General features: G+C 65.1%; 19 protein-coding genes and 1 tRNA gene. 8 read left to right on the top strand and 12 right to left on the bottom strand.

Annotation, left to right across the window (positions count from 1 at the left end):
- Window positions 1–13: 13 nt before the first annotated feature.
- Complete coding sequence (locus tag DXK93_RS14565; protein ID WP_119450419.1) at window positions 14–1156, bottom strand: ABC transporter substrate-binding protein; 1143 nt, start codon at window positions 1154–1156, stop codon at window positions 14–16.
- Between the two features lie 199 nt (window positions 1157–1355).
- On the opposite strand from DXK93_RS14565, the gene DXK93_RS14560 reads away from it, so the two are divergent.
- Window positions 1356–2141, top strand: coding sequence for an IclR family transcriptional regulator (locus DXK93_RS14560; RefSeq protein ID WP_119450418.1), 786 nt, complete (start codon window positions 1356–1358; stop codon window positions 2139–2141).
- Here DXK93_RS14560 and DXK93_RS14555 read toward each other — a convergent pair.
- Entirely contained in the window at window positions 2138–3724 is a 1587-nt protein-coding gene (locus DXK93_RS14555; protein WP_119450417.1) for a diguanylate cyclase, read from the bottom strand. The genes DXK93_RS14560 and DXK93_RS14555 overlap by 4 nt on opposite strands.
- 108 nt (window positions 3725–3832) lie before the next feature.
- Window positions 3833–4747 carry a LysR family transcriptional regulator gene (locus tag DXK93_RS14550; RefSeq protein WP_119450416.1) on the bottom strand — a complete coding sequence of 305 codons (915 nt, stop codon included), beginning with the start codon at window positions 4745–4747 and terminating at the stop codon, window positions 3833–3835.
- Window positions 4748–4889: 142 nt separating this feature from the next.
- Here DXK93_RS14550 and DXK93_RS14545 point away from each other — a divergent pair, with 142 nt between their 5' ends.
- Entirely contained in the window at window positions 4890–5909 is a 1020-nt protein-coding gene (locus tag DXK93_RS14545) for a tripartite tricarboxylate transporter substrate binding protein (protein ID WP_082400824.1), read from the top strand.
- A gap of 66 nt (window positions 5910–5975) precedes the next feature.
- Window positions 5976–7580, top strand: coding sequence for a gamma-glutamyltransferase family protein (locus tag DXK93_RS14540; RefSeq protein WP_119450414.1), 1605 nt, complete (start codon window positions 5976–5978; stop codon window positions 7578–7580).
- Between the two features lie 160 nt (window positions 7581–7740).
- On the opposite strand, the gene DXK93_RS14535 is transcribed toward DXK93_RS14540, so the two are convergent.
- Window positions 7741–8427 (bottom strand): LytTR family DNA-binding domain-containing protein, encoded by a 687-nt coding sequence (locus tag DXK93_RS14535; RefSeq protein ID WP_119450413.1) that lies wholly within the window; start codon window positions 8425–8427, stop codon window positions 7741–7743.
- 113 nt (window positions 8428–8540) lie between these two features.
- Between DXK93_RS14535 and DXK93_RS14530 the strand changes: the two genes are divergently transcribed.
- A complete protein-coding gene (locus tag DXK93_RS14530) occupies window positions 8541–9620 on the top strand; it encodes a sensor histidine kinase (RefSeq protein ID WP_054452137.1) in 1080 nt (359 codons plus the stop codon).
- A 10-nt stretch (window positions 9621–9630) separates the two neighbouring features.
- On the opposite strand, the gene DXK93_RS14525 is transcribed toward DXK93_RS14530, so the two are convergent.
- From DXK93_RS14525 to DXK93_RS14500, 6 genes are read right to left on the bottom strand one after another with little or no spacing between them, the layout of a single operon-like run.
- Window positions 9631–10050 carry an Lrp/AsnC family transcriptional regulator gene (locus DXK93_RS14525; protein ID WP_054452136.1) on the bottom strand — a complete coding sequence of 140 codons (420 nt, stop codon included), beginning with the start codon at window positions 10048–10050 and terminating at the stop codon, window positions 9631–9633.
- A 14-nt stretch (window positions 10051–10064) separates the two neighbouring features.
- A complete protein-coding gene (locus tag DXK93_RS14520; protein ID WP_119450412.1) occupies window positions 10065–10805 on the bottom strand; it encodes an arylmalonate decarboxylase in 741 nt (246 codons plus the stop codon).
- A complete protein-coding gene (locus DXK93_RS14515; RefSeq protein ID WP_119450411.1) occupies window positions 10802–11605 on the bottom strand; it encodes an ABC transporter ATP-binding protein in 804 nt (267 codons plus the stop codon). The genes DXK93_RS14520 and DXK93_RS14515 overlap by 4 nt, the downstream gene beginning before the upstream one ends.
- Window positions 11606–11607: 2 nt before the next feature.
- A complete protein-coding gene (locus tag DXK93_RS14510; RefSeq protein ID WP_119450410.1) occupies window positions 11608–12585 on the bottom strand; it encodes an ABC transporter substrate-binding protein in 978 nt (325 codons plus the stop codon).
- A 22-nt stretch (window positions 12586–12607) separates the two neighbouring features.
- On the bottom strand, window positions 12608–13363 hold the full coding sequence (locus DXK93_RS14505; RefSeq protein ID WP_054452132.1) for an ABC transporter permease: 756 nt from the start codon (window positions 13361–13363) through the stop codon (window positions 12608–12610).
- Between the two features lie 54 nt (window positions 13364–13417).
- Window positions 13418–14578, bottom strand: a complete 1161-nt coding sequence (locus tag DXK93_RS14500) for a Xaa-Pro peptidase family protein (RefSeq protein WP_147400243.1) — start codon at window positions 14576–14578, stop codon at window positions 13418–13420.
- A 110-nt stretch (window positions 14579–14688) separates the two neighbouring features.
- On the opposite strand from DXK93_RS14500, the gene DXK93_RS14495 reads away from it, so the two are divergent.
- The gene (locus DXK93_RS14495; RefSeq protein ID WP_158598560.1) at window positions 14689–15573 is read left to right on the top strand and encodes a LysR family transcriptional regulator; all 885 of its coding nucleotides are present in this window, start codon (window positions 14689–14691) and stop codon (window positions 15571–15573) included.
- 26 nt (window positions 15574–15599) lie between these two features.
- Here DXK93_RS14495 and DXK93_RS14490 read toward each other — a convergent pair.
- A tRNA-Cys gene (locus DXK93_RS14490) sits at window positions 15600–15674 on the bottom strand.
- A gap of 82 nt (window positions 15675–15756) precedes the next feature.
- Here DXK93_RS14490 and DXK93_RS14485 point away from each other — a divergent pair.
- Both DXK93_RS14485 and ptsJ read left to right on the top strand, forming a co-directional pair.
- Window positions 15757–18021 (top strand): Orn/Lys/Arg decarboxylase N-terminal domain-containing protein, encoded by a 2265-nt coding sequence (locus DXK93_RS14485; protein WP_119450409.1) that lies wholly within the window; start codon window positions 15757–15759, stop codon window positions 18019–18021.
- Window positions 18022–18116: 95 nt separating this feature from the next.
- Entirely contained in the window at window positions 18117–19412 is a 1296-nt protein-coding gene (gene ptsJ, locus DXK93_RS14480; protein WP_119450408.1) for a transcriptional regulator PtsJ, read from the top strand.
- Window positions 19413–19424: 12 nt separating this feature from the next.
- Here ptsJ and asd read toward each other — a convergent pair whose 3' ends face one another.
- Complete coding sequence (gene asd, locus DXK93_RS14475) at window positions 19425–20270, bottom strand: archaetidylserine decarboxylase (protein ID WP_119450407.1); 846 nt, start codon at window positions 20268–20270, stop codon at window positions 19425–19427.
- A gap of 119 nt (window positions 20271–20389) precedes the next feature.
- Between asd and hisC the strand changes: the two genes are divergently transcribed.
- The gene (hisC, locus tag DXK93_RS14470) at window positions 20390–21472 is read left to right on the top strand and encodes a histidinol-phosphate transaminase (RefSeq protein ID WP_054452126.1); all 1083 of its coding nucleotides are present in this window, start codon (window positions 20390–20392) and stop codon (window positions 21470–21472) included.
- Window positions 21473–21490: the final 18 nt, after the last annotated feature.

The following is a 21490-nucleotide window of genomic DNA, read 5'->3' as shown; positions in this document are numbered from 1 at the left end:
GCGCCGGCCATGCTCAGTCGACCTTGATGGTGCTGATGAACTGCATGTCCTTGCTTCCCTTGGCGAACTTCACGATCGCGACATCGTGCACGCCGTTGCCTTTGGCATCGAAGCTGTAGACGTGCGAAACGCCCTGATAACCCTTCAGGTCCTTGAGATAGGCCTGGAGCTTTTGCGGTTCGGCGCCGACGGCGTTGATGGCCTGGGCCATCAGCATCGCGCCGTCGTAGTACGCGGCGCCATAGGGATCGGCGTCCATGGAGAAGCGTTGCTTGAAGCGTTCCGCGTAGTTCTTGCCCTTGTCGGTCGCGGGCAGATAGGTGTCGATCACGCCCCAGACGTTGTCCAGATCGGCTGGCGACAACAGTTGCATGGCGGCCGGGACAAAGGCAGCCGACGAGGCCACCACGGGCTGCTTCAGACCCAGCATCTTGATCTGGCGCAGCACCATCGCGCCGTCCTGCGGGTAGACGAAGGCGAGGATGACGTCGGCGCCCTTGTTCTTCAGGCTGAGAATCTGCGCCGACATGTCCTTGTCGTTCTGGCCATAGGCTTCCGTGCCGACGGGGGTGATGCCCTGATCCTTCAGGAAGGCCGCCGCGGCATTGGCGCCGCCCTGGCCGAAATCATTCTGGATGTAGAGGATGCCGGGCTTGGACAGCTTGAGCTCATCCTTGACGAAGCGCGCCATGGCGACGGCCGCCGTGCTGTCCTGCGGGCGGATGCGGAACAGCCAGGGATTGCGCAGATCCGCGACGGCATCGGCGCCGCCGGCGTACATGGCAGGAATGCCGGCCTTCGCCACTTCCGGCGCGACGGCCATGTTCTGGGTGCTGTAGCTGGTGAGAAAGGTGAAGGCGGGCTTGTTCTCCTGCGCCAGCTTCACGTAGGCATTGACGGCCGTGCCGTTGGACGCCTGGGCGTCCTCGAACACGAACTTGACCGGCTTGCCTTGCAGGCCGCCCGCCTTGTTGATGTCGTCCTCGGCCAGCTTGAGGGAATTGAAGTATTGCTTGCCGGTCAGCGACAAGGGGCCGGTGAGGGGCACGGTGGCGCCTACCACCACGTTCTGGGCGTAGGCCGCGTTGGCAAGGCTTGCCAGGGCGACGGCCGGTAGAACGCGGCGGGCAAGGGTGAGGATGTTCTTGAAAGACATGATGCTGCGCTCCTGTAACGATCAACGTTGAAGGCGGGGCGGCTTTCCCCAGGGTTTTTGATGGCTTTCTCGTCGTTCCGAAAATCGGTACAACGTTCCTTTTTTCGGTATAATAAAAAACAGCCGGCAAGGACAGCAAGACCGGGTTTTCCCGGCATGGGCGTTCGGCCGCCCTACAATGCGCGTCCAAGGAACGCCTATGAGCCAAGATTCCAAACTCCCCCCCCTAGAGCGCTACACCCGCATCCTCGAACTGCTCGCCTCCTTTCCCGACGGCCTGGCCCTCACGGAAATCGCGCGCATGCTGGCTTTACCCAAGACCAGCGCGCATCGACTGCTGGGCACCATGCAGGACTCACAACTGGTGGATCTGGCCGCAAGCACCTATGTGCTGGGTGCGCGGGTGAAGCGGCTGGCATACGCCAGCGCAGATACGGAGTGGATAGGCGCGGTGGTGCGCCCGCACCTGGCCGACCTGGCGGCCGAGACCGATGAAACCTGCTACCTGGCGAAGCTGCACAGCGGTCACCAGGTGTCATCCGTGCTGATGGAAGCGCCCGATACACCCTGGCGCGGATTCGTATTGCCCGGCAAGGGCATGGCGCCGCATGCGGCCGCATCGGCCAAAGCCATTCTTGCGTTTCAAGCGCCCAAGGTCATCGATGCCGCGCTGGCGGAACCGCTACCGCGCTTGACCGCGCATACCTGCGTGGATAGCCGCCGCATCAGAGACGAGTACGCCCAGGTCCGTCAGCAGGGCTACGCGACCTGCATCGGCGAAATCGATGAGGGCCTGGCGGCGTTGGGCGTGCCGGTGCATCTGCCGCATCTGGGCGTGATCTACAGCCTTGGCGTTACGGGGCCTTTGCAGCGCCTGAAGTCGAAGAACCTCGAGGCGTTGGCGGCCATCATGCAGCGCTACGCAGAAAGGGTCGCGCATGCTTTGGCCGCGGGGTATACGCGGCGTCCTGCGGACGAAGGCTAGGCCTGCGGACTCCCCGCCGACCAGACCTCCACCCGATCACGTCCCGCATTCTTCGCCCGGTACAAGGCCTCATCCGCCTTCGCCATGACCTTGTCGATGTCGGCATCATCCGACGGCCACAGCGCGATGCCGATGGACACCGTGACACGCCCCACCGCTTGCGGCATGGCATGGCTTGCCGTCGCAGCCCGGATGCGTCCGGCGACCATCTCCGCCGTGTCACGCGAGGCGTTGGGCATCACGATCAGGAACTCTTCGCCGCCGACGCGGCACGGCGCGTCTTCCCCTCGCACACAGGTCTTGAGGATGGCGGCCAGCGCGATCAGCACCTGATCGCCGGCCGCGTGCCCGTAGGTGTCGTTCACGCGCTTGAAGTGGTCCAGGTCCAGCGCGAGCGCCGCGAAAGGCTGCTGGGTCTGGCGCAGGGTGGCGATCTGCAGCGCCAGGCCCCTGCGGTTGAAGAGGCCCGTCATCGGATCGGTGATGGTGTCCGTGTTCAGCTTGTCGAGCCGCCGGGTTTGGGAGCTTTGGCTCATCGTCACGGCGTTCCGCAGGCGGGCAGCTTCGTAGTACCAGCCCTTGACCCTGTCCAGATCTCCAGCGGATGCGCCCGGCTGGTCCCGTTCGATGATCTGCGCCAGTTCCTCCAGCGGCCGCGAGATCCAGCGGCCCAACAGATAGATGACCAGGAACATGATCAGCCCCACCGGCAAAGCGTAGAGCACGATCCTGTCGGTCAGGCTCCGCAGCGGGCGCAGCGTTTCGTCCAGCGGGCGTTGCGCCACGACGCCCCATCCGCCGTTCTTGAGCGCGGCGTAGCCGGCCAGGAGGTGCGCGCCGCGGGTGTTGACCACGGGCATCGCACCCGTCTCGCCGCGCAGCACGGCTTCGACCACGGCGTTGCTTCTTTCGCTGGTGCCGATGCGATCCTTGTCCTTGTGGTAAATGATGGTGCCGTTGCCGTCGACGACATACAGGTAGGATCCGTCGCGGTAGAAGTGCTCGCCTACCAGTTTGTCGAACTCGTTGCCTTGCCGAAGGTGGATGGCCGTGAGAATCGTGCCGGCATAGTTGCCCTTGGCATCACGGAAAGGCTCGGAAAACGCCAGTATCAGCTGGCCCTCCATACCCACGTAGGGGGTCGATATCTGGCCCTTCAGATGTTGGGCGCCCGTCGCCAATTGTTGGCGCACCAGCGTCCTGCCTTCGAAGCCCGCGTCGGCGGGAGCGGTGGCGAGGATGGTGCCGCTACTGTCGGCGATGGCGGCCGTCATGACGCCGTCGCTCTGATGGACGAGGCGCGCGAGTTCGTCTTCCATGGCGGGTTTCGAACCCAGCAGGCCAGGCGCTCGCTCGGCTGACAGGAGCAATTGCCGCTGTATGGATTCGATGTAGATGTCGGTGACTTCCGCCAGCTTGACCGCATAGGCCCGGTTGGCCTCGAGGGTGTTGGCAATCAACTGCTCGCGCTGCACCAGGTAGGCCGCGTACAGGGTGTTGACGAAGGCGATGATTCCGCTCGCGAGCGCCAGCACGGTGACAAGGCGGCGCAGTTTCAGTCTGGGCATCGCGGCAGTGGTCAATGCGGAGCTCCTTCAATCATTCACTCTGACCATTGAATCGGGGCCTTCCGCGCCTGGCCGAGCCTGCGCGCGTGTAGAACTTCAGTTTTGCGGCAAGCCTGCGCCAAGTCAAGAATCGCGTGAACGGGCGCCTGTGGATAGCGCTTCGATCAGGTGCTCGATGAACGCGGCCGTCGCTTCGGGCAGCCGGGCGTGGCTGGCGGTCTGCACTTGCAGCGTGCGTTCGGCGAAGACGGCTTGCTGCAAGGACACGGCCACCAGCGCGCCGCTGCGCAGCGGTTCGGCGAGCGTGATCTCGCCGGCCAGCGTGACGGCATGGCCGGCCTCGACGATGGCGCGAATGACCGATGACGAGTTGCTCGAATAGGCGATGTCGAAAGGCGGCCCGTCGCCGCCCGCCGCCGAGCTGTCGAACAACAGGCGCACGGTGGTGCCCGAGTCGGTCAGCGCGATCGGGTAGCGGCGCAGGTCGTCCAAGGACACGCTGGCGCGCTTGGCGAGAGGATGGTCCGGGACCATGATGGCGCGAACGGGCGAGACGATTTCGTAGCGCACGGCGATGCCGTTGCCCGCGTTCAGGCTGAAGGCCAGGCCCACGTCGATGCTGTTGTCGCGCAGGCGCTGCGTCACGACGCCGGGCGAGCCGATGTGCACCTGGAACGCTACATCGGGATGCAGGGCGCGGTACGCGCCCAGGATGGGCGGCAGCACGTTGCGCGCCACGGCTTCGTTGGAGCCTATGCGGATGGTCGTCAGCTCCGCATGACGCAGGCTGCGGATATCGCGCAGCACGTGTTCGGCATCCATGGCGACGCGGCGCGCATAGTCGGCCAGCATTTCGCCGGCCCGGGTCAGCTCCATGCCATGCGGGCGCCGTTCAAACAGGGCCGCGCCGCAGTCATCCTCCAGTTTGGCGACCTGCCGGCTGATGGCGGAGGGCGCTACGTGGAGGCTCGTGGCCGCGTCCTTGATGCTGCCTGCGCGTACGACCTCGAGGAAATAGCGGTGCGCGGTGCTGAGCATGTCGTGATTCTCAAAATAGCAATTGGCATGCTAATTATTGATATTGATTGCCACAAAAGCAATTCATAGAATGGGCCGACCAGGGCCGCCAGGATACAAGGGCAACAGACCCGCCTACGGCGCTTCAACCAAGGGGAATCGCATGGCTAGTGTTGTATGTAAATCGGGCCGCGCCGCCGCGCGCCCGCAGGGACTCGGCATTCTGAAGCGCGCCTTTGCCGCGCTGGCGTTGTCGGCGGCTACCGGCGCGGGGGCGGCTGATTTTCCGCAGCGTTCGCTTCAGCTTATCCTGTCGTTTCCACCGGGCGGAGCGACGGACGTGCTCGCTCGCGAGCTCAGCCAGAAGCTGGGCGACACGCTGGGCCAGTCGGTGGTGGTGTTGAACCGCCCCGGCGCTGGCGGCTTGATCGGCATGCAGGCGGCGGCGCGTTCCGAAGCCGACGGCTACACGCTGTACATCTCGTCGGTGATGTCCAACTCCATTTACGAAGCGCTCAATGGCAAGCAGCAGGTGTCGCTGGACGGCGACTTCGATGCGGTGGGCGCGATCGCCAGCGCCCCGCACATCCTGGTCACCCCCGCGACGCTGGGCATCAAGGACTATGCCAGCCTGGTGGCCTATCTGAAGGCAGCGCCGGGCAAGTACAACTACGCGTCGATGGGCGCGGGCACCCTGTCCAACCTGGAGGGCGAGATCTTCAAGGAGCAGGCGGGCGTGGACGCATTGCAGATCCCGTACAAAGGCAGCAGCCAGGCCTTGCCCGAAGTCATCTCGGGCGCGTCGGTCTTCATGTTCGACAGCGTGACCAGCTCGCTGCCGCATAAACAGGGCGGCCGCATCGACGTGCTGGGCGTGGCCTCGGCCAAGCGTCTGCCGGTCATGCCTGACGTACCCACGCTCAAGGAGCTGGGCGTGCAGGGCCTGGAGGCGGAGAACCTGTTCGCGTTGATGGCGCCCAAGGGAACGCCCAAGGACCGCCTGGACATCGTGGCCCGCGCGCTGGCCAAGGCGCAGGGCGACGCGGGATTCCGCAAGGCCATCGAGGCGCAGGGCTTCCAGATCAGCGAGATTCCGGCTCAGACCCTGCCCAAGTTCATCCTGGACCAGCAGGCGTTCTGGCGCGACAAGGTCAAGGCCCTGAACATTACTGCGGGCAAATAGCGGCCGTCCCGGCTTTCTTGCTGGCCGCCCGCGGGCGGCCAGCCCCTAACTTCCGACCCGACTCCCATGCCCATTCCGAACGATCCCTTCTGGCAGCTTCCTTATGCATCGCAACGCATGCCCCTGCTTGCGGACAACGTGGTCAGCACGTCGCAGCCACTGGCCAGCGCTGCCGGCCTGCAGATGTACGCGCGGGGCGGCAACGCGATCGACGCGGCACTCGCCACTGCCATTGCGCTGACCGTCGTGGAGCCATGCATGAACGGGATCGGCGGCGACATGTTCGCCATCGTCTGGCATGGCGGGCGCCTGCATGGGCTGAATGCGTCGGGGCGCGCGCCGGCCGCCTGGGAAACGGCCAGGTTCGCGCATCTGGATGGCATGGACCCGATAGGCTGGGGCAGCGTGACGGTACCCGGTGTCGTGTCGGGTTGGCGCGCGATCTGGGAGAAATTCGGTTCGCTGCCGTTCGAGGACTTGTTCGAGCCCGCCATACGCTATGCGCGGGACGGCTATCTGGTTTCGCCCACGGTGCATCGCCAGTGGCAGAAGCAGGTGCCGCGCCTGAGCGGGCAGCCGGGCTTTGCCGAGTCCTTTGCGCCCGGGGGCCGCGCGCCCTTGCCCGGCGAGCGCTTCTCCAGCCCTGGCCAGGCCGCCACGCTGGAGAGCATCGCCCGCAGCAAGGGCGAGAGCTTCTACCGCGGCGAACTGGCCGCCGCGATAGCCGCCCACGCGCGCAATACGGGCGGCTATATCACCGAGGCCGACATGGCGGGCCATGCGGCTGACTGGGTGGAGCCGATAGGCATGCGCTACCGCGACCTGGAGCTCTACGAGATTGGTCCCAATGGCCAGGGCATCGGCGCATTGATGGCCTTGGGCATGCTGGAACGTTTCGACCTGGCGGATTGCGGGCGCGACAGCGGCCGCGCGCTGCATCTGCAGATCGAGGCCATGCGCCTGGCGTTCGCGGACCTGTACGAACATGTGGGCGATCCGGCCCACATGCAGGTGTCGAGCGCGCAGTTGCTGGAACCCGCCTATCTGGCGGAACGGGCAAAGCTCATCGATCCGGATCGCGCGGGCGAACCCCGGGCCGGCAATCCGCACAGCGGCGGGACGGTGTATCTGACCGCGGCAGACCGGCACGGCACCATGGTGTCGTTCATCCAATCCAACTTCAAGGGATTCGGTTCCGGCGTGGTGGTGCCGGGAACGGGTATCGCCATGCAGAACCGGGGCTGGGGCTTTTCAACGAAGGCCGGGCATCCCAATGTGGTGGCGCCAGGCAAGCGGCCGTTCCACACCATCATTCCAGGCTTCCTGATGAAGGGCGGGCAGCCTTTGATGAGCTTTGGCGTCATGGGCGGCTCCATGCAGGCGCAGGGCCATCTTCAAGTGACGAGCCGGCTGGCCGACTTCGGCCAGAATCCCCAGGCAGCGAGCGACGCGCCACGCTGGCGCATCAAGGATGACAACGTGGGCGTGGCGGTGGAGTGGAACGTCCCGCCGGATGCTGTCGAGCATCTGCGCGCATGCGGCCACAAGGTCGATGTGGCGCCGCGCTTTGATCTGGAGTTCGGCAGTGCGCAGATGGCCTACCGGCTGGAGCAGGGAGGCTATCTGGCGGCGTCGGATCATCGCAAGGACGGCTACCCCATAGGCTATTGACGCCGTCTTCCTGGGGCATGTTTGGTCGAGGAAAATCCCCGTTTCGTCGAAAACTGCGTGATGTCTCGTGGCCGGCCGATGACAATCGGCACATTTCCGGCCCGAACCGATGCGGCAACGGTCCTATCCCGACGCTGGCCACAATGGCCGACCCGTCGCGTCAGCGCTGCGCCACCGCGCGCCGCAGGCGCTGCGACGCGACCCGTCCCAGCACCACGGGCGCAACACCGTTGTTGAACGCGACCTCGGTCTGCGCGCCGGGCAGCTGCGACAGGTGGGAGACATGTTCCAGATTCATGATGACCGACCGCGACAAGGCGCAGAAGGGCGGACTGGGCAGCTGGGCCGCCAGGCGCTTGAAGGTGATGTGCATCAGCTCGTTGGCGTGCGCGGCGCTGCAAAGCATCACGTAGTCGCCTTGCGCCTGCGCCATGGTCAGTTCATGGATCTTGATGATCTTGGTGCCGTTGCGCGTTCGCAGCGTCAGGTGGCCGCCAGCGCGCGGGCGCAGCCGCGCCAGCGCCTGTTCAAGCCGGCCCGGACGCACGGGCTTGAGCAGGTAGTCGACGGCCTGTACGTCGAAGGCGCGGGCGGCGTAGTCGCTGTGCGCGGTGACGAAGACGACGGCGGGTGGGACTTCCAGCTGGTCCAGCAGGTCGAAACCCGTGGCGGCAGTGAGTTCGATGTCCAGGAACAGGGCATCCGGACGATGCTCGCGGATCAGCGTTCGCGCCAATTCCAGGCTGTCGGCTTCGCCCGCGACATGGACGTCGGGCGAGGCTTCGAGCAGCCGGCGCAGGTAGCGCCGCGCCGGGGCTTCATCGTCGATGACAAGCACACGCAGCATTTTCCTCCCTGGCGCCATGGTGTGGCGGGTATAGTCGTCCGGTCTGGCACGCGGGTAAATATAAGGCCTATGCAGTTTCCAGAGAACCCTTTGCCCGTCCGGGGGGCGCATCCATGAAGTTCGCATCGATCGGCCAGGGTTTGAGTCCAGGGGAGTCCTCGCTTGGCTTCTGGCGGGCGCAGACGCTGGGATGGCTCTTTCTCGCGATCGTGGGCTTCTTCATCCGGTTGGCGGTGTTCGGCAATGCCACCGCAGCCTTCTGGCTTACCGTGGCGCTGGAACCCCTGGCATTCGTCCTGACCAGCGGGGCGGCCGTGCTGCATGGCCGCCGTGCGGGCAAAGGCGATCCGCCCTTGCTGGTGCTGGTCTGCGCGGTGTTGTTCTGCCTGACCGCCTCGGCCTTGCTGGCGTCGATCGCCTATGGCATCCACAGCCTGTTTCTGCCTGGCGCAATCCGCGTGCTGCCGGGCAACCAGTACCGGCTGGGCTTTCTCTACTACATGGGCATGCTCTCGATCTGGACGCTGATCTATTTCGGCGTCTCGGCCGAGCTGAACGCACGCAGCGAGCGCCTGTCCAAGATGAAGGCGGAGACGCGCTCCTTGAGACTGGAGCTTGAGCATCTGCAGCTGCAGATCGAGCCGCACTTCCTGTTCAACTCGCTGAACACCATCGTGGCCGAGATCGCCGATCGGCCTGCCATCGCAGAGGAAATGACGCGCAGCCTGGCCGAGTACCTGCGCTATTCGCTGGACCGGCGCGGACGAGGCTTGTCCAGGCTGGAGGAGGAGATCGAGGCCGCCGAAGCCTATGTGCGCATCCAGGCGCTGCGCTTTGACAAGCGGCTTGAATTGCGCAGCCAGATCGATCCTGCCACGCTACGGATCAGTGTTCCGCGCATGACGCTGCAGGGACTGGTGGAAAACGCGATCAAGCACGGCATGCGTTCGGAACACGCGCATTTCCCGATCAGCATACGCACGCGTTTGCAGGGCGATGAACTGCTCATCGAAGTGGACAATCCCGGCCGGCTGCACGCGCCCTTCGATCTGGCCAGCGGCGGGGGCGGACTAGGGAATCTGTGCAGGCGGTTGACGCTGAGGTATCCGGACAGGCATCAGTTCGTGCTGGAGCAGCGCGGGGAAAGAACCGTCGCGCAGATAAGGCTGCGGGGCGAGCCGCTGCCGGCCTAGCGCGCCGGTTTCAGCGGTACGTCGCGAGCAGGATGCTGGTTTCGGTGGCCGCGATGCCCTTGATCAGGCGCACGCGTTCCAGCACCTTGGACAGATCTGCAGTGGAATCTGCGCGTATTTCGGCCAGCAAGTCCCAACGGCCGTTGGTGTCGTGCAGCTGCTCGACGCTCGGCTCGCCCAGCAGGCTGGCCAGCACGGCGCGCGTCTGGTTGCCGTCGACGGTGATGCCCATCCAGGCGCGCAGGCCGTCCTGGTCGGAGTCAGGGCGCAGCTTGAGCGTATACCCGGCGATGAGCCCGTCCTCCTCCAGCTTGCGCAGGCGGTTGGAGACCGTGCCGCGCGACACGCCGGCCTTGCTGGCCAAAACGGAAAGCGGCGTGCGCGCGTCGCGCCGCAGAATGCCGATCAGTCGGGTATCGATTTCATCCATGACGGGTCCGGATTTCAATGTTCCCGGAACAGCCGGCCATAGCCGTCCATCCGGTCGTGGATCCCCGCCAGCCGCAGGCAATGCCACATGCTGGCCTGATTGCTGCCGATCACGGGCTTGCCCAGCCTGTCTTCCAGACGTCCGAGGATGGCGGTGGAGCGCAGCGCGCCGCAGCTGATGAAGACGGCGTCGGCATCGGGCCGGTCCACGGCACAGGCGAATTCGTACAGATAGTCGGGCGAGACCCGGTTCATGGTTTCGTCGTCGGGCAGGGCCAGGCCCTGCAGCGAGACGACTTCGTGGCCGATGCTTTCGAAGTAAGCGCGCTCCAGTTCGTTGACGGCATCGTCATAGGCGGTGGCAACCGCCAGGCGGCGCGCGCCGACCGCGTCCAGCGCCTGCGTGACGCCGTCCAGCAGCGTGGCCACGGCCGCGCCGGGGCGGGCCTGCGCGAGCAGCGCTCGTACCTTGTCGTTGCCGATCACGAAGCTGCCCGCGGTGCAGTTGTAGCAGACCACGTCGATATCGCGACGCCCTGGCGCCAGGCCGTCCAGGGCCTGAAGCAGTCCGCCCTCCATACCGGCCAGGCTTTGCACGGTGCAGGCCGTTGCCATGGGCACGCGGGCAAAGCTCAGGCCCACGCCGTCGGGAGCCATGGCGTGCATTTCGCCCTCGGTCAGGCCGGCATTGGCCACGCACAGGAAAGCCAGGCGGGCCCGGGGGTAGGGGCCGGCGTCGTAGCGGACGGGATTCATTCCGTCATCCCCGCGGCGTCGAAGCACTCGCGTATGACCGTGGCCGCCTTGACGAAGTTGGGGTGCCCGACCATGGCGTAGTTGCGCGGACGCGGCAGATCGATGTCGACGGTCAGCGCCACGCGGCCCGGCCGCTTGCTCATCACCACCACGCGGTCGGACAGGAACACCGCTTCGGAGATGCTGTGGGTAATGAACATGACGGTCTTCTTGCTTTCCAGCCATACCCGTTGCAGCTCCAGGTTCATGGCTTCGCGCGTCATCGCGTCCAGGGCGCCGAAGGGTTCGTCCATCAGCAGGATGTCGGGGTCGTGGATCAGCGCGCGGCACAGCGCCACGCGTTGCTGCATGCCGCCGGACAATTGGTGCGGCAGGCATTTTTCAAAACCTTCCAGTCCGCTCAGCTTGATCAGTTCTCGCAGCCGGGCCTCATGACGCGCCGCGGGCAGTTTGCGCATCTCCAGCTGCAGCGAGATGTTCCCGACGACGTCGCGCCATGGCAGGAGCGCCGCACGCTGGAACACGATCCCCACGTTGGCGCCCGGCTCGGTCACGCGCTCGCCAAGCACGCGGATCTCGCCGGCGGTGGGCGGCGTCAGGCCGGCGACCGCCCGCATCAAGGTGCTCTTGCCGCAGCCGGAGGGGCCGAGCACGGAGAGGAACTGGCCTTCGGGTATGGCAAGGTCGATGCCGTCGACCGCGACATAGGAGCCAAAGCGCTGGACCATGCCGCGGATGTCGATCGCGGTATCGGGCGCGCCCGCTGCGGGAGCGAGCGTCAAGGCTGCGTGCTGTGCCATATCTAGTCCCTGTTGTAGTCGTTGGTGTAGAGCGTGCTGGTCGGGACCGGGCTGGCGATCTGATTCGATTGCACGAACTGGTCGACCATGGACTGCCAGTCCTTCTCCGCAGAGACGCCGAACGGCAATCCCTTGGTGTTGGGCGTGCCGGCGGCCTGCAGCGAAAGCTGCAGCTGGCGCACCAGTTGCTCGCGATTGCGCGCCTGTTCCGGACGTTGGCGCACCAGGGCGTCGACCGAGGCGGCCGGGTCGGCCAGGGCCGCCTCGTAGGCCTTGCGCGTGGCGCGCAGGAAGCGCCGAGCCGTTTCGGGATTGGCCTCCAGCCATTTGGTATTGGCCGCCAGCCCGCCTTCCAGCGCGTTGACGCCGAAGTCGGCATAGAAAAAGTAATGCACCTTTGCGCCCTGCGCTTCCAGCGGCGGGATATGGAAGTAGGTGACGCCCGTGATGGCGTCCGCGCGGCGTTGCAGGAACAGGGCGGTCTTGGTGCCCACGGCGGGCGCGATGACATTGATCTTCTTCTGGTCCACGCCGTTCAGGGCGGCCAGCACTGGGAACATCTGAGCCGTCGACTCGGATGCGCTCATGCCCAGCACCTTGCCTTCCAGGTCCTTGGGCGCGCGCACCGGAGCGTCCGCGTGGCTGATGATGACCATGGGAGAGCGTTGGTGCACGGCGAAGACGGCCTTCAGCGGCATGCCTGCGGCGACGCCCTTGAGCATGGTGCCGTAGTCCATGAAGCCGATGGGATCGATGCCCTGCGCCACCAGTTTCGCGGTGTTGCTGGAGCCGCTGCCTTCGCCGATGCTCAGGTCTATGCCTTCGGCCTTGTAGAGGCCTTTGTCTATGCCGTAGTACAGCGGCGCGTGCGTGCCGTAGATGCTGTAGTCCAGGCGCAGGCTCAGCTTCTCCTGCGCGCCGGCCGCGCCTGCGGCCAGCAGGCAAGCCAGGGTCCAGCCAAGTCGAGTCGTGAATTTCATGATGGAGTCTCCGGAGGACGGGTCAGACAGAGGGCAGGGCGTCGCTGCGCACGCTGATGTGCCAGGGAATCAGGAATCGTTCGGAAAACTCGACCAGGTAGTAGAAGACCAGGCCGATGAGCATGAGCGCGACCAGCACCGCGAACAGCAACGTCGTGTCGAGGTTGGCGTTGGCGGACAGCAGCACGTAGCCCAGGCCGCTTTCGGCGCCCACCCATTCCCCCACCACCGCGCCGACCGTGGCGAAAGCAATGGCGACCTTCAGGCCGGAGAAGATCTGCGGCAACGCATAAGGCAGCCGGATGCGCAGAAAGGTCCGCAGGGCGCCCGCTCGCATCGAGCGGGCCAGGTCGTTGAGGTCCGCGTCCACGGAACGCATGCCCGCCACCGTGCTGACCACGATGGGGAAGAAGGCCACCGAGAATGCGATCAGGATCTTGGGAAACAGGCCCAGGCCGAACCAGATGATGATGAGCGGCGCGACCGCTACCTTGGGAAACGCCTGCGACACCACCAGCAGCGGCATGATGGCGCGCTCCAGCGGGCGCGACCACACCAGCAGGATGCCCAGCGGTATGCCGACGGCGATGCTCAGCAGGAAGCCGCCCAGCGTCTCGACGGACGTGACCCAGGAGTGATGTCCCAGGAACGCCGAGTCAGTCCACAGCCGTTCGAGCACGCTTAGCGGCGGCGGCAACAGGTAGGCTGGCAGGCCGAACAGCGGTATCGCGAAATGCCACAGAAGCAGCACTCCCATGACCGCGATGGTTGGATACATCCAGTTCTTCAACACGGCAATTCCCCTTGTATGTTGTTGGAGCCGGTCTTGTTGTCAGACGTCGATTTCGATCAGCTCGCGCGGATAGCGGGTGAGCACTTCGCAGCCGTCCTCGGAGACGGCCACGCTTTCGCTGGCCATGAAGCCGCCTTCGGGCATGAAGAGGGAAGGCACCAGGTGAAAGGTCATGCCGGGCTCAAGCACCGTGGGGTCGTCCGGACGCAGCGCGAGGAAGCGGCCCTCGGCCCAGTTGGGCGGAAAGCCGATGCCTATGCCGTAGGCCGTGCGGTGATCGAAGTAATGCCCCAGCCCGGCCCGTTCGAAGACCGCGCGGCAGGCCTGGTCCACCTGGGCGGAGGTGACGCCGGGGCGGATGGCGTCGATGGCGGCGTCCAGCGCGGCGATGACGGTGCCGGCCAGGAAGCGCTGCCGCTCGGTGGCGCGCCCGACCACGCAATTGCGCGAGATCATGGCGTGATAGCGGTTGATGTTGGCCGCGGCCTCCAGGAACACCAGGTCGCCCCGTTTGAGCTCCCGGCGCTGCCAGGTGGTGAAGCAGACGCCGCTGGCGCGCCCCACGGCCACCAGCGGCACGCGGGTGTATTCGCTGCCGGCCTTGGTGGCGCCGTGCAGCATGGCGGCGGCAAGATCGTTTTCGGTGGCGCCGACTGCGATCGCGCGCACTGCGGCGTCGATGCCGGCGACCGCCGCGTGCGCGGCCTGGCGCATGAAGCCCAGCTGCGCCGGGGTCTTGATCTTGCGCGCCTCTTCCATCGGGCCTTGCCAGTCGGCCAGCCGTGGGCTCAGGCGGGCTTGCAGCTGCTTGTAGGCGGCCACGCTGAGGTAGCCAGAAGCCGTTTCCAGGCCAATGCGGCCGCTGGGCAGGATGTCCTTCAGGTAGCTCGCCAATACATCGACCGGGTCGCTGATGTCATCGATGGCGACAAAGCGTGCGATGTTGCGGTTGCCGGTCGCCACGGCGTGGTTGACCTGGCGCGAGACCATGGCGATGCCGCCGTCGGGCGAGACCACCAGGCACTGGAAGGTGAAGTAGCCAATGGAACGGTAGCCGGTCAGCCAGTAGATATTCTCGGGGTCGAACAGGATGGCGGCTGACAGGCCCTGAGCCTGGATGTCCTGTGCCAGCAGCGAGAGGTTCGCGGCATAGGTTTCCGGGCCGAACGGCAATTCCATGGTTGCGTAGTTTTCCGACACGATGGGTCCTGGATGAAAGTCGAGCGTTCATCCTAGGAACAATCTGCATAACTGCCTAATACCAATAATTGCCATCCCTATAGCTAAATAGTTATAGTCGGCGCATGAACGTGCGAGAGATAGAAATCTTCAGGGCGGTGATGCGCGAAGGCTCGGTGTCCCGGGCGGCGCAGGTGCTGCTGATTTCACAGCCTGCCGCCAGCAAGTACATCGCCCAGCTGGAGCGCCGCGTGGGCGTGGCGCTGTTCGTGCGCAAGGGAGGGCGTCTGCTGCCCACGCCCGAAGGCAGGGCGCTTTATGGCCAGGTCGACCGGCTGTTCTCCGGCCTTTCGCAACTGGATAGCTTCATCAAGGACCTGGGCAGCGAAAAGCAAGGCCACTTGACCGTGGCGTCCTTGCCCTTGCTGTCCTTGACCGTCATGCCGGACGTGCTGGCCAGTTTCATGGCGGACCGGCCCAATATCTCCGTGGCTTTGCAGACGCGCAGTTCGGCGCGCATCGTCGAATGGGTGGCAGCGCGCCAGGTGGATATGGGGGTGTGCTTCTACGGGGGGCAGCACCCGGGCGTGGTGGCCGAGCCACTAGTGAGCCTGCAGCTATATTGCGCCATTCCTCCCGGCGACCCGCTGGAAAAGTTCGACACCATCCGTGTGGAACAACTGGCTGGCCGCGACCTCATCATCTACGACAACCTGGACCACACCCGCTTCTGGCTGGAAGCGCTGCTGGAGCAGCAGAAGGTCTACGCGCGGCGTCGCGTGCAGGTGTTCTGGACCTCGGTGGCGATGGAACTGGTGATGCGTGGCGTGGGCATCGCGCTGGTAGACCGGCTGACCGCCGCGCGCATCCCGGGCGGGCTGGATCAGCTGCGGCCGCTGGAGCCGGGCGCCTCGTTTGATCTCAGCCTGGTATGGCCAGAGCATTGGCCGTCGTCGGTCATCGCGCTTTCATTCGCTGACGCGTTGCGCGAACATCTGCGCGACCACGCAACCTAGCGCACCGCGCCCGCGGCCAGGAAAACTGGAGGCGCGGGCTGGAATCGAACCAACCTTCGCGGATTTGCAATCCTGCTGCATAGCCACTCTGCCACCGCGCCGTTTATTTTGTCCTAGGACAGATATAATTATGTTCGAGTACAAACTAAAACGCAAGCGGCAACCCATAGACAGAGGACAGCAATGCAGTTCCAGTTTCCCATCGTCATCATCGACGAGGACTTCCGCTCGGAAAACACGTCCGGCCTGAGCATCCGGGTATTGGCCGAGGCCATCAAGGCCGAAGGCTTCGATGTGCTGGGAACGACCAGCTACGGCGATCTCAGCCTGTTCGCGCAGCAGCAAAGCCGAGCCAGCGCCTTTATCCTGTCCATCGACGACGAGGAACTCGCGCACGGCGAGGGCGTCGCGCCCGCGCTGCTGGCATTGCGGGAATTCATCAGTGAAGTTCGGCGGCGCAATGCCGACGTGCCGATCTATGTGTACGGCGAAACCAAGACCGCGCGGCACATTCCGAACGACATCCTGCGCGAACTCCAGGGTGTTATCCATATGTACGAGGACACGCCCGAATTCGTGGCGCGACACTTGATCCGCGAGGCCCGGGCCTATCTGGAGGGCGTAAAGCCACCGTTCCTGAAGGCGTTGCTGGACTACGCCGAGGACGGATCCTATTCCTGGCACTGCCCGGGCCATTCGGGCGGCGTGGCGTTCCTGAAGAGTCCCGTGGGTCAGATGTTTCATCAGTTCTTTGGCGAGAACATGTTGCGCGCGGACGTCTGCAACGCTGTGGAGGAACTGGGGCAGCTGCTGGATCACAACGGCGCCATCGGTGCGAGCGAGCGCAATGCCGCGCGCATTTTCAATGCGGACCACTGCTATTTCGTGACGAACGGCACCAGCACCAGCAACAAGATCGTGTGGCACCACATGGTGGCGCCGGGCGATGTGGTGCTGGTGGACCGCAACTGCCACAAGTCCATCCTGCACAGCATCGTCATGACGGGAGCGATACCCGTCTTTCTACGCCCCACACGCAACCATTTCGGCATCATCGGCCCGATTCCGCGCAGCGAGTTCGATATCCAGGCCATCCGGGAGAAGATCCGCGCCCATCCGCTGCTCAAGCACCTGGACGCCGACGCGGTCCGCCCGCGGGTGATGGCGCTGACGCAGTCGACCTACGACGGCATCATCTACCAGACCGAGGAGATCAAGGCAGCGCTGGATGGCTACGTGGACGCCTTGCACTTTGACGAGGCCTGGATGCCGCACGCGGTGTTCCACCCGTTCTACGGCGCCTACCACTGCATGGGCAAGCAGCGCGCGCGGCCCAGGGAATCGCTGGTTTTCTCTACGCAATCGACGCACAAGCTGCTGGCCGGAATCAGCCAGGCCAGCCACGTGCTGGCGCAAGACTCCATGACGCGGCGGCTGGATCGGCATCTCTTCAACGAAGCCTATCTGATGCACACCAGTACCAGTCCCCAGTACGCCATCATCGCCAGCTGCGACGTGGCCGCGGCCATGATGGAGCCGCCCGGCGGCACGGTGCTGGTGGAGGAGAGCATCGCCGAGGCCCTGGACTTCCGGCGCGCGATGAAGGAGGTCGGCACGCATTTCGCCGATGGCGACTGGTGGTTCAAGGTCTGGGGACCGGAGACGCTGGCGCCGGAGGGCATAGGCTCGCCCGAGGACTGGATCATCCGCGGCGGGGACGGCGAGTCGTCCTGGCACGGATTCGGGGCGCTGGCGGACGGTTTCAACATGCTGGATCCGATCAAGTCCACCATCGTGACGCCAGGGCTGGATCTGGACGGCAACTTCGCGGACAGCGGCATTCCGGCCTCCATCGTCACCAAGTTCCTGGCGGAGCATGGCGTGATTGTGGAGAAGACCGGGCTGTACAGCTTCTTCATCATGTTCACGATAGGGATCACCAAGGGCCGCTGGAGTTCGCTCTTGACCGCGTTGCAGCAGTTCAAGGACGACTACGAACGCAACCAGCCCATGTGGCGGATCCTGCCGGAGTTCTGCCGCAAGCATCCTCGCTACGAGAACATGGGCTTGCGCGACCTGTGCCAGCATGTCCATGCGACCTATGCCAGGCATGACATCGCCCGGCTGACCACGGACATGTACCTGACTGACGTCACCCCCGCGATGAAGCCCTGCGATGCCTATGCGTGCATCGCCCAACGCCGCACCGAGAGGGTGGAGATCGACCATCTGGAAGGCCGCGTCACCACCAGCCTGATCACGCCCTATCCCCCGGGCATACCGTTGCTGGTCCCGGGCGAGGCGTTCAACCGGACCATCGTCGATTACCTGAAGTTCTCGCGCGAGCTGAACCGCGAGTGTCCCGGGTTCGGCACGGACATCCATGGCTTCGTGGAGCTGCGCGACGCGGACGGAAACCTGCGCTACTACGTGGATTGCGTGCGGTAAGCCCGCTTTATGCGGACTGGGAATCCATGTCAAACTTACGCCGGGAGTCGGCGCGGCCGCTGCCCATGCCAGGAACGGAATTGTCTTAGGACGCTATGAAAATACAAGGAAAGACCGCCGCTGAGATCTTCGATTGCGTGCGCGGGCTGGCTCAGTCGGGCCAGTTGCCGCCGGGCCAGGCGTTGCCGCCGGTGCGCGATCTGGCGGTCGAACTGGATATCAACCGCAATACGGTCGCCGCCGCCTATAAGCGCTTGGTGACGGCCGGCATCGCGCTGACCCAGGGTCGCCTGGGCACCATCGTCCGCGACCAGTCCGGACCGGGCGAACAGGAAGGCGCGCTATCGGACTCGCCATTGGCCGATCTGGCCAGCGGTAATCCCAATCCGGCCTGGCTGCCGGATCTGAGCGCGGCCCTCGCGATCCGGCCCTATCAGCCGCGGCTCTACGGCGAACCCACGGTCAACGCGGGGCTGGAAAGCTATGCCCGCGCCTGGTTCGCGCGGGACTGCCCGGCGCCTTTCGAGATCAACCTCACCCACGGGGCTGTGGACGCCATCGAACGGCTGCTCAGCTCGCACCTGGTGGCTGGGGATAAGGTGGCGGTCGAGAATCCCTGCTTCCTGAGCAGCATCAACATGCTGCGCATCGCCGGCCTGCAGGCGCTGGGCGTACCGGTCGACGCCGAAGGTATGCAGGCGGCGGCCCTGGAAGCGGCACTGGCCAAGGGCGCGCAGGCCGTGATCCTGACGCCGCGCGCCCACAACCCCACGGGCTGCAGCCTGAGCGAAAAGCGGGCGAAGGCGCTGGCGCGGGTGCTGGCCAAGTATCCCCATGCCATGGTCATCGTGGACGATCACTACGCCTTGCTGTCAGGAAAGGAATACCACTCGGTGCTGCCTTCGGGCATCCAGCGGTGGGCGCTGGTGCGCTCGTTCTCCAAGACGCTGGGCCCCGACGTGCGCCTGGCCATGGTGGCCAGCGATACCGCGACGTCGCGCCAGCTTCGTTTGCGGCTGGCTTCCGGCACCAGCTGGGTCAGCCATCTGTTGCAGGACATGGTCGAGGTCACGCTGGGCCGGCCCGAGGTGGCCAAGCAGATGGCCCAGGCCCGCAAGGACTACGCCCAGCGGCGCAAGGCCTTGGAAGGCGCCTTGTCCGAGCAAGGCGTGCCATACGCCGCGGACGGCGACGGCCTGAACCTGTGGGTACCGCTGGATACCGACGACCAGGCGGTCGCGCTGGCCCTGGCCCATCGCGGCTGGTTGGTGCGCCATGGAGATGCCTTCGGGGTCCAGGAGCCGGTCAGGGGCCTGCGCATCACCGTCTCTGCGATCGAACCCGGGCAGTGCCGCAAGCTGGCGCGGGATATCCGGGAAAGCATGGTCTAGCCACGGCCGGCGTCAACGCCGGTCGGCCATGGCTTGTCCCAATCTGACGGCGCGCCCTGTCTTCCAGCCGGGATGGAACCGCCAGGCGTTGCCCGGCATCAGCAATACCACGGTCGACCCCAACTGGAAATGTCCCATTTCGGCGCCTTGCGGCAAGCGCAAAGGGGCCTGGCCGCCGTAGTCCCATTGCTGGATACGCCGGCCCCGCGGCGCCACCTGGCCATGCCAGGCCGTGGCTATGCTGCCAACGATGGCGGCGCCTACCAGCACCATGGCGTAGACGCCATGGAGTGGATGCTCGAACCAGCAGACCAGCCGCTCATTGCGCGCCAGCAGGCCATCCATGTGCTGCACGATCTCCGGCCGGACGGAATACAGAGTCCCCGGCACATGGCGCATGCCCAGCAGGCGTCCCTCGCAGGGCATGTGCACCCGATGGTAATCGCGCGGACTGAGATAGATCGTGGTGAACCAGCCGCCTTCCAATGCGTGCGCCAGGTCCGCATCGGCCAGCAGCGCGGCCGCGCTGTACCGACGCTGCTTGGCCTGGATCATCTGCCCCAGGCTGATGCGGCCGAACTGGCTGACGATGCCGTCGGCAGGACTGGTCCAGTCCGCATCGGCCAGCTTGCGGGCGCCAGGGCGCAGGGCGCGCGTGAAGAAGGCATTGAAACTGTCATAGGCCCTGGGGTCGGCGTGCAGGGCTTCGGCGAGATCGATGCCGTACCACTTGGCATAGCCGCGTATCAGCGGCTGGGCCACCCATGGCTGGCGGCATGCGGCCAGCCAGCCGGCGCAACGTGTCAACCAGCGCCTGGGCGTAATGCGGTGGATAAACAGGGAAAGAGAGGTAGACATGACACTCGCGTTCGCTCGATGGCGGTTATTGTCCTGAATCATAGTGTAGTATGGCATAGGACAAAATTTACGATAAGAATGCCGTAGATCGATTACCGAGAGGCCGCAGCCGCAACAACATGGTTTCCCTACATAGCCCGCGCGTTGAAACCTTGTCGCCCTATGTGCCTGGAGAGCAGGCTCCCGGCAATGGATGGATCAAGCTCAACACCAACGAGAATCCCTATCCGCCGTCCCCCGCCGCGATAGCAGCCATCGCCGCTGCGGCTGCTGACGGTCTGGAGCGTTATCCGGACCCGCAGGCCGGGCATTTGCGCGAGGTCATCGCGCAGTATCACGGGGTGCCGGTAGCGCAGGTCTTTGCTGGCAACGGCTCCGACGAAGTGCTGGCGCTGGCGTTCTGCGCGTTCTTCCAGCACGGCGTCCAACCCTTGCTGATGGCGGATGTGACCTACGGCTTTTATGAGGTGTATTGCCGCCTGTTCGGCATACGCTGCGCGCAGATCTCCGTGGACGAGCGCTTGAGGCTGGACCTGGACGGATTCGCGGCGCTGGGCGCCGCGGATGCGGGCATAGCCGGCATCGTGATCGCCAACCCGAACGCGCCCACGGGAGAGTGCCTGCCGCTGGACCGCGTGCAGCGGCTGCTGGAGATCCAGCCTCGCCGGCTGGTGCTGGTGGACGAGGCCTACGTGGACTTCGGCGGGCGCTCCGCCATTGCGTTGGTCGAGCAGTATCCGAACCTGCTGGTGGTCCAGACGCTATCGAAGTCCAGGGCGTTGGCCGGCCTGCGCGTGGGGTTTGCAATCGGGCAGACGTCGTTGATCGCCACGCTGGAGCGGGTGAAGAACAGCTTCAACTCCTATCCGCTCGGGCGACTGGCCCAGGCAGGCGCTGCAGCGGCCTTTCAGGACCGCGCCTATTTCGAGGAGACGCGGCAGGCCATCATCGGCACCCGTACCTTGCTCTGCGCGCATTTGCGCCTGATGGGCTTTGATGTCTTACCGTCACAGGCGAACTTCCTGTTTGTCCGTCATCCGCGCTTCGACGCGCGCTTGCTCGCCGCCGGCCTGCGAGACGCGAAAATACTGGTGCGCCATTTCGCGCGGCCACGCGTGGAGCAATACCTGCGCATTTCCGTGGGCACCGAGGAGCAGGCGGCCTGCCTGGTGCGCGCGCTGCGCGCCCTGGTTCAGCCATAGCGGCACCGGAGGACCCGC

Origin of the sequence: Achromobacter sp. K91, from assembly GCF_003576205.1 — a bacterium.
GTDB classification, from domain to species: domain Bacteria; phylum Pseudomonadota; class Gammaproteobacteria; order Burkholderiales; family Burkholderiaceae_B; genus Achromobacter; species Achromobacter aegrifaciens.
The sequence above is the reverse complement of the archived record's forward strand: the minus strand, read 5'-3'. Positions and strand labels throughout refer to the sequence as shown.

Bases quoted from the DNA above. Each gene is read 5' to 3' on its own strand.
- DXK93_RS14565 (WP_119450419.1), bottom strand. From the start codon at position 1,156: ATGTCTTTCAAGAACATCCTCACCCTTGCCCGCCGCGTTCTACCGGCC.
- DXK93_RS14560 (WP_119450418.1), top strand. From the start codon at position 1,356: ATGAGCCAAGATTCCAAACTCCCCCCCCTAGAGCGCTACACCCGCATC.
- DXK93_RS14550 (WP_119450416.1), bottom strand. From the start codon at position 4,747: ATGCTCAGCACCGCGCACCGCTATTTCCTCGAGGTCGTACGCGCAGGC.
- DXK93_RS14545 (WP_082400824.1), top strand. From the start codon at position 4,890: ATGGCTAGTGTTGTATGTAAATCGGGCCGCGCCGCCGCGCGCCCGCAG.
- DXK93_RS14540 (WP_119450414.1), top strand. From the start codon at position 5,976: ATGCCCATTCCGAACGATCCCTTCTGGCAGCTTCCTTATGCATCGCAA.
- DXK93_RS14535 (WP_119450413.1), bottom strand. From the start codon at position 8,427: ATGCTGCGTGTGCTTGTCATCGACGATGAAGCCCCGGCGCGGCGCTAC.
- DXK93_RS14530 (WP_054452137.1), top strand. From the start codon at position 8,541: ATGAAGTTCGCATCGATCGGCCAGGGTTTGAGTCCAGGGGAGTCCTCG.
- DXK93_RS14525 (WP_054452136.1), bottom strand. From the start codon at position 10,050: ATGGATGAAATCGATACCCGACTGATCGGCATTCTGCGGCGCGACGCG.
- DXK93_RS14520 (WP_119450412.1), bottom strand. From the start codon at position 10,805: ATGAATCCCGTCCGCTACGACGCCGGCCCCTACCCCCGGGCCCGCCTG.
- DXK93_RS14515 (WP_119450411.1), bottom strand. From the start codon at position 11,605: ATGGCACAGCACGCAGCCTTGACGCTCGCTCCCGCAGCGGGCGCGCCC.
- DXK93_RS14510 (WP_119450410.1), bottom strand. From the start codon at position 12,585: ATGAAATTCACGACTCGACTTGGCTGGACCCTGGCTTGCCTGCTGGCC.
- DXK93_RS14505 (WP_054452132.1), bottom strand. From the start codon at position 13,363: ATGTATCCAACCATCGCGGTCATGGGAGTGCTGCTTCTGTGGCATTTC.
- DXK93_RS14485 (WP_119450409.1), top strand. From the start codon at position 15,757: ATGCAGTTCCAGTTTCCCATCGTCATCATCGACGAGGACTTCCGCTCG.
- ptsJ (WP_119450408.1), top strand. From the start codon at position 18,117: ATGAAAATACAAGGAAAGACCGCCGCTGAGATCTTCGATTGCGTGCGC.
- asd (WP_119450407.1), bottom strand. From the start codon at position 20,270: ATGTCTACCTCTCTTTCCCTGTTTATCCACCGCATTACGCCCAGGCGC.
- hisC (WP_054452126.1), top strand. From the start codon at position 20,390: ATGGTTTCCCTACATAGCCCGCGCGTTGAAACCTTGTCGCCCTATGTG.